The sequence below is a fragment of the Escherichia sp. 93.1518 genome (assembly GCF_013368915.2).
GTDB lineage: Bacteria > Pseudomonadota > Gammaproteobacteria > Enterobacterales > Enterobacteriaceae > Escherichia > Escherichia ruysiae.
Genome location: NZ_JABWMT020000060.1, coordinates 1 through 7,302, shown reverse-complemented (window position 1 = coordinate 7,302; position 7,302 = coordinate 1). Strand labels below are relative to the sequence as shown.

General features: G+C 45.2%; 11 protein-coding genes. 10 read left to right on the top strand and 1 reads right to left on the bottom strand.

Annotated elements, in window-relative coordinates; genetic code table 11:
* The 6 genes from HEN21_RS22055 to HEN21_RS22030 all read left to right on the top strand — a co-directional run.
* Nucleotides 1–238, top strand: a 238-nt coding sequence (locus HEN21_RS22055) for a hypothetical protein (RefSeq protein ID WP_286192514.1), incomplete at its 5' end; no start/stop codon positions are given.
* Between the two features lie 3 nt (nucleotides 239–241).
* Nucleotides 242–1,072 carry an SPFH domain-containing protein gene (locus HEN21_RS22050; protein WP_000715581.1) on the top strand — a complete coding sequence of 277 codons (831 nt, stop codon included), beginning with the start codon at nucleotides 242–244 and terminating at the stop codon, nucleotides 1,070–1,072.
* A 91-nt stretch (nucleotides 1,073–1,163) separates the two neighbouring features.
* Nucleotides 1,164–1,589, top strand: a complete 426-nt coding sequence (locus tag HEN21_RS22045; protein ID WP_085004918.1) for a DUF7238 family protein — start codon at nucleotides 1,164–1,166, stop codon at nucleotides 1,587–1,589.
* A 55-nt stretch (nucleotides 1,590–1,644) separates the two neighbouring features.
* Complete coding sequence (locus HEN21_RS22040) at nucleotides 1,645–1,920, top strand: hypothetical protein (protein WP_001265407.1); 276 nt, start codon at nucleotides 1,645–1,647, stop codon at nucleotides 1,918–1,920.
* A gap of 215 nt (nucleotides 1,921–2,135) precedes the next feature.
* Nucleotides 2,136–2,471, top strand: coding sequence for a hypothetical protein (locus tag HEN21_RS22035; protein ID WP_000644408.1), 336 nt, complete (start codon nucleotides 2,136–2,138; stop codon nucleotides 2,469–2,471).
* Entirely contained in the window at nucleotides 2,471–2,683 is a 213-nt protein-coding gene (locus HEN21_RS22030; RefSeq protein WP_001229345.1) for a hypothetical protein, read from the top strand. The genes HEN21_RS22035 and HEN21_RS22030 overlap by 1 nt, the downstream gene beginning before the upstream one ends.
* Before the next feature lie 579 nt (nucleotides 2,684–3,262).
* Here HEN21_RS22030 and HEN21_RS22025 read toward each other — a convergent pair.
* Nucleotides 3,263–4,477 (bottom strand): RepB family plasmid replication initiator protein, encoded by a 1,215-nt coding sequence (locus tag HEN21_RS22025; RefSeq protein ID WP_024180339.1) that lies wholly within the window; start codon nucleotides 4,475–4,477, stop codon nucleotides 3,263–3,265.
* 201 nt (nucleotides 4,478–4,678) lie between these two features.
* Between HEN21_RS22025 and HEN21_RS22020 the strand changes: the two genes are divergently transcribed.
* The 4 genes from HEN21_RS22020 to HEN21_RS22010 form a co-directional block, all read left to right on the top strand.
* Nucleotides 4,679–5,323 (top strand): hypothetical protein, encoded by a 645-nt coding sequence (locus HEN21_RS22020; RefSeq protein ID WP_048959229.1) that lies wholly within the window; start codon nucleotides 4,679–4,681, stop codon nucleotides 5,321–5,323.
* A gap of 254 nt (nucleotides 5,324–5,577) precedes the next feature.
* Complete coding sequence (locus tag HEN21_RS22015; protein ID WP_048959233.1) at nucleotides 5,578–6,663, top strand: metallophosphoesterase family protein; 1,086 nt, start codon at nucleotides 5,578–5,580, stop codon at nucleotides 6,661–6,663.
* Nucleotides 6,618–6,896 (top strand): hypothetical protein, encoded by a 279-nt coding sequence (locus HEN21_RS23510; RefSeq protein WP_001348682.1) that lies wholly within the window; start codon nucleotides 6,618–6,620, stop codon nucleotides 6,894–6,896. Before HEN21_RS22015 ends, HEN21_RS23510 begins: the two co-directional genes overlap by 46 nt.
* The coding region (locus HEN21_RS22010; RefSeq protein WP_183082941.1) for an AAA family ATPase at nucleotides 6,893–7,302 on the top strand (410 nt) is incomplete at its 3' end. The genes HEN21_RS23510 and HEN21_RS22010, both read left to right, overlap by 4 nt.

Sequence of the window (7,302 nt, the reverse complement as noted above, 5' to 3'; positions counted from 1 at the left end):
CTTATCATTTTCACATAACAACCACATAGGAAAACACATGATCAAAATCTATCTATTGGCAGTAGCCACAGGCCTTTCTGTGGCTCTCATCTACGGATTACTGGTTCCGTCGCTGATTTCTGCAAAGAGTGATTTGGCCGTCATGCTTGGAGTTCTCGTTGGTTTTGGTACTCCTGTAATCGGTCTTATTGCTGGTCGTAAGTTTATTAACTCATTAATCAAAGCAAAGGGGAAATAAGTAATGAAGAAAGGTTTACTTGCAGTTGCTCTGGCGGCTATTTGCACAATGGGTCTTACTGGCTGTGATCGCGTGGAGCCTGGATACGTTGGCATCAAAGTAAACAAATTAGGTGAAGACAAAGGGATTGGTGAAGTGGTTGGCGTTGGTCGCCAATGGACAGGTCTTAACACCGAACTTTACGTATTCCCGACCTTCAAACAAATGAAGACCTACGACGAGCCGTTCACATTCCAGATGAGTGACGGTACTGCTATTGGTCACAAAATTGGCGTTGCGTATCTGGTTAATCGTGACAAGGTAACGACGGTGTTCCAGACCTATCGCAAAGGCGTAGACGATATCACCGAATCAGATCTGCGTCAGAAAATTGCCGACTCTCTAAACCGTTTGGCCAGCCGTATGACCACTGACTCATTTATCGACGGTGGTAAGGCACAATTGCTGGACAACGCATTGAAAGATATTCAGAAAGAGATGTCTCCGGTTGGTATTGAGGTACTGAGCCTGTCATGGGTTGGAAAGCCTGATTACCCAAAAACCGTCATTGAATCTATTAACGCCAAAGTAACGGCTAACCAGCGTACTCTGCAACGTCAGCAGGAAGTTGAACAACGTAAAGCTGAGGCGAATATGCTACGTGAACAGGCTAATGGTGAAGCTGATGCTATCCGTGCTCGTGCGCAAGCAGAAGCAGACGCCATTCGTCTGCGCGGTGAAGCTCTGCGTCAAAACCCGAACGTTATGGAGCTGGAAGCCATCAATAAATGGAATGGCCAGTTACCGCAGTACATGACTCAAGGGGCTAATACTCCTTTCATTACAGTGAAATAACTCCCCTTAAAAGTTCAGGCGTCCAGTTGGACGCCTTTTTTATCGCAATTATCTTATTAAGAAAACAATTTGTTTAAAGGGTTAAGAAAATATGACAGCTATTAAGAAACTCTACGATGCCGCAAACGCGGCTCTGGATGTTATTGATGATGAAGTATCAAAAGGCTTTCCTGAACCTGATTGGGCGCATCAGCTACGAAACGCTATCGCCGAAATGAATCCACCAGATCCAACCACCGACGAGACAGACTGGCAGCGATTTATCCGTATGTACGCTCAGGAAATAGGTCCAACGCCAACGGCAGAGCAAGCAATGCTGCTGAAATACTTCAAAGAGGCGGGAGAGGATTTACCAATTGATGACTCAGCATATTGGTTCCACTGCGCATGGCGTAAGTATGACGTGATATTCACACAAGGCATGGGGAGCAAAGATATGGTTGTGTGGCATCTACTCCATATAGACACAGCCGTTGACAGAGTTATTGAACAGTTTTTCCCTAAACAAGAAGATTGATCGCCTATTCATAACTAACAAAATAAGTAAACACTAACCACAAAAGGAAAAACACATGAGAGTTTTAGTTCGAATCGTTACCAGCACTGTCTATGACGTGTTTCCGCTTTTTATGGTCAAAGCCGATGGCCTTAACGACGAAGAAACTGACGCACTGATCCAGCGTATTCTCGTTGAATATACAGGTCATGACGCTGATTCAGTGATGGTTGATGATGATGGTGTTTGTTGGCATAACGGCAACTGTTGGTACGTAGAAGAGACTCAACAAATCAGTGATGAAGATGCCGCACATCTTGAGCGTATTTTAAGCATCAGCACTTTTGAGTGAGTTTACAGTAAAATTTATATAAGTTAGTATCTACCTATCATGAAGATTTTTATTGAATACTTGTTACTCATCGTGTCAATAGCTTTTGTCATCGACTGCATTTTCACTGGTGTCATTCGTAAAGTCTTTTCCCCGGTGAACGACGTAGTCATAAACGCTTTGGCTATCGTGCTCGTATTTAATTCAGCATTTGATGTAATCAAAGAGGTGGCAGCATGAAGGCCATCCCATTCGCGCTGTTGTTCCTTTCTTCGATCGTTGTGGCCGACACCACTGTTTATCAGTGTGAAATGTCTGTAGCCGACGTTAAGAATGGCGCTCTTACCGACGTCATAAAAGCACCATATGGCGCGATGGTCGTAGACAGCGGCGACCAGTTCTATGTTGTGCGTGACGATCGAGTGTTGTCATCCCCATATCTCACAAACCGTAATGGCAAATTAACCGGCGTCGGAGAAGACCACTTCGTATACAACAAATACAAGGGCTTCTATGGCGTTCACGCTTCTCAGCAAAGCTACCTTTTCGATGACTGCAAGGAGGTTGGATAATGGCATTAACACTGGCAGGTCTGGAAATCGAGAAAACAAGCGGCTACTGGCGTGCTAAGGGTTTCAAGCAGCCTGGCATTCTTGAGCGTCTGGAACGTGAAGATGGGTATATCGTCCACCAGCGGCGTGAATGGCGTATGTACGATCCAGAAACAGGAAAACTGACTACAAAAGCCGGAACACTTTGGGGTCTGTTAAAGAAAATACACTAAATGCAAACTGACTGCGGCACGTTCCGCAGTCATATTTCATAGTCGTCACCGCTGACAGCATACACAATCAACTACCGCTGATAGCATATCGAGAGTCTATCTCACCGCTCACAGCATACTTTACTCGTTTTTTTACCGCTGACAGCATACTTAAGACATTGCATGAATAATGTGTACCGGTATGGGTATAACCAGAACAAAATTACCGCTGGCAGCATACGAAGGTCTGACATATACCATTAATTACCGCTGATAGCATATCCAAACAAAAATTCCTCAATAAAACACCGCTGACAGCATACGTTCTATCAGGGAGCAACAGGCAATAAATGCCTTTCACTACAAGCAATCAGCGCAATGGCAATAGAATGTTAGTGAGCGCAAACCTATATGGAATGCACTCTTCGAGGTTAGTAACCACTGGGGAGGTATGCCAGAGCATTGAGTGGTGATAGATGATTTACCGCTCACAGCATACGTTTATCTCACTATACCGCTGGTAGCATATCTTTAACCGTTCACAGCATACTTTTCAGAAAAATAGCCGCTGATAGCATACATTTCACCGCTGACAGCATATCAAAGCAGTTTGAGACTATTGGAAAGGATCTCAATCATCTTGATATTTTCAGGCGTCAAATTCTGCGAAAGTTCGGTTATCTTGTTGATAATGTTCTGTTTGGCATCAATTTCCCCAGCTTTCTCATCTGGTTTTTTGGGTTCGATGTCTTCAGGTTTTGGCGGTGCGACTTTGAGTTTTGGATTGCGGCTGTGAATCTGGATATAGATCGACCGCCCTCGCTTAATCTCGCTGTATTCGAGATAACCCAAATCTTGGAGAGCTTTTAAGCCGTTACGTATAGTCTGATTCTGCGAGCTGACATTCCTGCTACTCAAATTGAGTCGCGCACGCAATCGAGCAAGCGATACCGGCGCAGGCTTGGTTGGAAGACTTTCGATGAAGGTGTACAGAGCCTGTGCTGTTTCTTTGCGTGGTAGCTTATTGATAACCTTTAACTGCAAAAGAACCTTATGGTCAAAGCGATATAGTTCGGCCAGCTTCGGTTCTGCATAGAACACCACCGTATCTTTCTGCTCGTTGTAGTCCACGCTATTGATGAGGTGCACCATCAGAAGCGAGATCTTGTTAGAGCCGTCGACGTTCTTTTCTTCATACGTTCTCTGGAAAGACAGAGTTGTACGCATGATCTTCAAAAGACTGTTTGTAAGCCGGTCGCGGAGTGTTTTGCGGATCTGTGACGATGGATAGCCACAAAACTTCGCAAATTTCGTGATGCTTAACTCGACACGACCGTTAGGTTCGCCGTATTCTGCCAGAGAACGCACAACGCCCACCCACGTTTTGAAATCATGATCCATGTCGAGACGAGGACCGGTTATCTTGATATCGGAATAGCCTTCAGAACGGGCTACTTCGAGCTGAACAAGCTCCTTTGAAGCATCGATCTCATTTGGCTTGTTACGCTTGCTGTATTTTGTCCCCTTGAGCGTTGGCACGAACAACCCCAGCCGCATCAACGCAATTGGTTGGACTGTATTGTTGCTATTAGGGACAAGTTCCCCTGTGTACAATTCAAGGGAACCTTCTTCAAAGTTGTCGAGATTATCTTCTACTTCTTTGTTATTTTTACCTTTTTTATTTTTTGTGGACATGTGGACACCTTTGTCATTCAACCGCTGACAGCATACTTGATTTGCCGCTGGCAGCATACCAAAAACAGTTGGCAGCATACGGCGAACCGTTGACAGACTATCAATTACCGCTGGCAGCATACATGAACATGGCTTCAGACCAGTCGTGGCGCGGCTTACAGCGATCGGGGATCTTATTTGATCTATACAAGGATCTATCTATGGATCTCTTTATTAGGATCTATCCTGTGGATATGTGAATAATTAAAACAGGCATTTACTACCTTCGGCGCACCTGGTGGGTTATCGTTGCCTCGGCTAACAATCACAGAAAAATGACATATGGATCTAAAATGCACGCGCTGGGTTCGTCGTCTTGAAGACGGCTCCTACACTATCGAATCAAATTCCAACCTGAATAAGCAGAAGCTGCTTTGTGACATCTGCGGTATAGCGGCGAAGTGCCCGATCTACGAAACCAGAATTAAACTTGATAAGGCTGGTGTGAATTTTCATTTAAACAGTTGCATCAGGTACGTTCCATTGCTCGCATTTCGTAAACCGATCATCGGATTGGATGCCCCCTACTTCAACACACTCCGTTCAGGTGTGACGTGGCGAGATCGTTTATCACCAGACAAGCTGATTTGCCTTGTATCCGCAGACACAGGGAAAATCATCCGTTTTGGGAAAGTAGACAAGGTTTACTCAGGTCCAGTAGACGAAATGTTGCGGAAACACAGCCGGTTTAATCATCTCTGTATGGGGGGTGAGAAAATCGAAAAGGTGGAAGAAGTGATCCGTAAATCCTACGGACACTTCCTGACCAAAGATAGCCTGCTCACCGCAATCTACATCAGACATGTAAAACGTGAGTTCGACCTCGAATACCACAGTGAAGAAGAGCTTAACCTTGTTGACCCACGTCCAAAAGCTGGCGTCATAAGCATAAACGCAGCGCGTAAAAAGCCCACTGACGCGCTGTAACCCTCCAGATCGCATATTGGCGTAGATAGAATCTACGCCCCCTCAAAATAGCTCTCATAGCGTTCTACAGTGATCCTGTCTTATTTTTAGTCATACAGACAAGCAAAGTTGCGCCACGATAAATAGGTATATACTTACTTATAAATTTTGTATATTAAGACGCTCGTTTCATTCCTAACATACCGTTATGCATAGTTGTTTACCTTCTCATTGCTCTTAAAATTTGTATCAAAATAACCACAAAGGAAAAACACATGACTTTGCCATACGGCGTCATTTCTGACTGCCACTACCACAAATGGGATGCGTTCTCCACGACGAACGCTGAGGGGCTTAACTCCAGACTTGAAATACAGTTGGAAGCAACGAAAGAAGCAGCCATCGCCATGAAGAAGGCCGGTTGTAAGTACATGTTGGTTGCCGGTGATACATTTCACGTCCGAGGAACTGTGTCCCCTTCTGTTTTGCATTACGTAACTGAAACGTACAAGTGGATTATCAACGAGCTTGATCTGACAGTAGTAATGCTGGCCGGTAATCACGATCTTGAAACCAACGATTCAGTATATAGCGCCAACGCAGCAGCATCGCTGAGTTCTATCGGCGTGGTAATCGTATGTGGCAAGCGCCCACACTCAATAAAAATTGGTGATGTCACTGTCCACCTGATTAGCTGGCGTAACAATCATGCGGAGCTTATCAGCGATCTGAAAGCATTACGTAAGAGCGTAGAAGGTGATAATCATGACGTTGTTATCCATACATCCATTAACAAAGCCATTCCAACAATGCCTGACGTCGGTATCGATGCGCAGGAGTTAAAGGATATCGGCTTTCGTCTCGTGCTTAGTGGGCATTACCACAACCACAAAGAGGTCATTCCTGGAGTTATCAGTGTCGGTGCACTGACTCATCAAAATTGGGGAGATGTTGGATCTCTGGCTGGTTACATGATCGTAAACCCGGACGGCAGTTTCAGTCACTACGAAACCAGTGCGCCTAAATTCATTAACCTGGAAGATTATGTTGCTGATGACCAAATTCGTGGCAACTACGTGCGTTTCCGCGCCGTAATCGAGAACGACGAAGAAGGCATTAAGTACCAGAACATCCTCAAAACAATGGGTGCAAAAGGTGTTGTGTGCAACTTCATCCGTAAGTCATCAATGATGGAAGGGACAGCAAGCACAACGGAAACCAGCAAAATCGATAGCCTGGGAGAGTCGGTATCTGCTTATTGCAAGATTGTCCACGATACTGACGGCGGATTTAATCTGAGCAAGTTGGATATTTTGTGTCAGGAAATCCTCACCGAAGCGGAGAGTTCGGAGGCTGTGTGAGGCAAAGTCGTTATGGGAGCTTTCGAGACTTTGCCATCACGATGAAAAGACTTGAACGAGGCCAGACGGTGATGTTTCACAAGCCCTACCCGCCACAAGGAAATCCCGTAGCGTTTTATCTTGGAAGGTTAACCAGAAAAGGCGTATTGAGGCGCAGATCCTTCCCGGCGCATACGGAGTTCAGATTGAAAGAAGGTCAAAAGCTAACACACGGTATTAAAGGTGTTATATGAAGTTTTTAAAACTCCAGGTTGAGAATTTTATGGCTATCGCCAGCGCGGAGGTCGAGTTAGATCAGCGTGGTTTAGTGCTAATTCATGGCGTTAATAGTGACGATAGTTCCGCATCAAGCAATGGCTCTGGAAAGTCAACGCTAATGAATAGCCTGATGTGGTGTCTTTATGGCGAAACAGCTCATGGTGTGAAGGGTGACGATGTGTTGTCTACCGACCATGAAAAGAACTGTCGTGTTGCAGTAACCATCGAGGATGAAGGCAAGAGATATGCGATCATTCGTCACCGTAAACACAAAGAGTTCAAAAATCGGCTTATCGTTCGTGGTGAAGACGGCGATATGACGAAAGGTGTCACGAACGGTGCAATAGTGATCCACACCCAACGCCTGAAATCAGATCCAGG

Bases quoted from the DNA above. Each gene is read 5' to 3' on its own strand.
- HEN21_RS22050 (WP_000715581.1), top strand. From the start codon at position 242: ATGAAGAAAGGTTTACTTGCAGTTGCTCTGGCGGCTATTTGCACAATG.
- HEN21_RS22045 (WP_085004918.1), top strand. From the start codon at position 1,164: ATGACAGCTATTAAGAAACTCTACGATGCCGCAAACGCGGCTCTGGAT.
- HEN21_RS22040 (WP_001265407.1), top strand. From the start codon at position 1,645: ATGAGAGTTTTAGTTCGAATCGTTACCAGCACTGTCTATGACGTGTTT.
- HEN21_RS22035 (WP_000644408.1), top strand. From the start codon at position 2,136: ATGAAGGCCATCCCATTCGCGCTGTTGTTCCTTTCTTCGATCGTTGTG.
- HEN21_RS22030 (WP_001229345.1), top strand. From the start codon at position 2,471: ATGGCATTAACACTGGCAGGTCTGGAAATCGAGAAAACAAGCGGCTAC.
- HEN21_RS22025 (WP_024180339.1), bottom strand. From the start codon at position 4,477: ATGCTGCCAGCGGTAATTGATAGTCTGTCAACGGTTCGCCGTATGCTG.
- HEN21_RS22020 (WP_048959229.1), top strand. From the start codon at position 4,679: ATGGATCTAAAATGCACGCGCTGGGTTCGTCGTCTTGAAGACGGCTCC.
- HEN21_RS22015 (WP_048959233.1), top strand. From the start codon at position 5,578: ATGACTTTGCCATACGGCGTCATTTCTGACTGCCACTACCACAAATGG.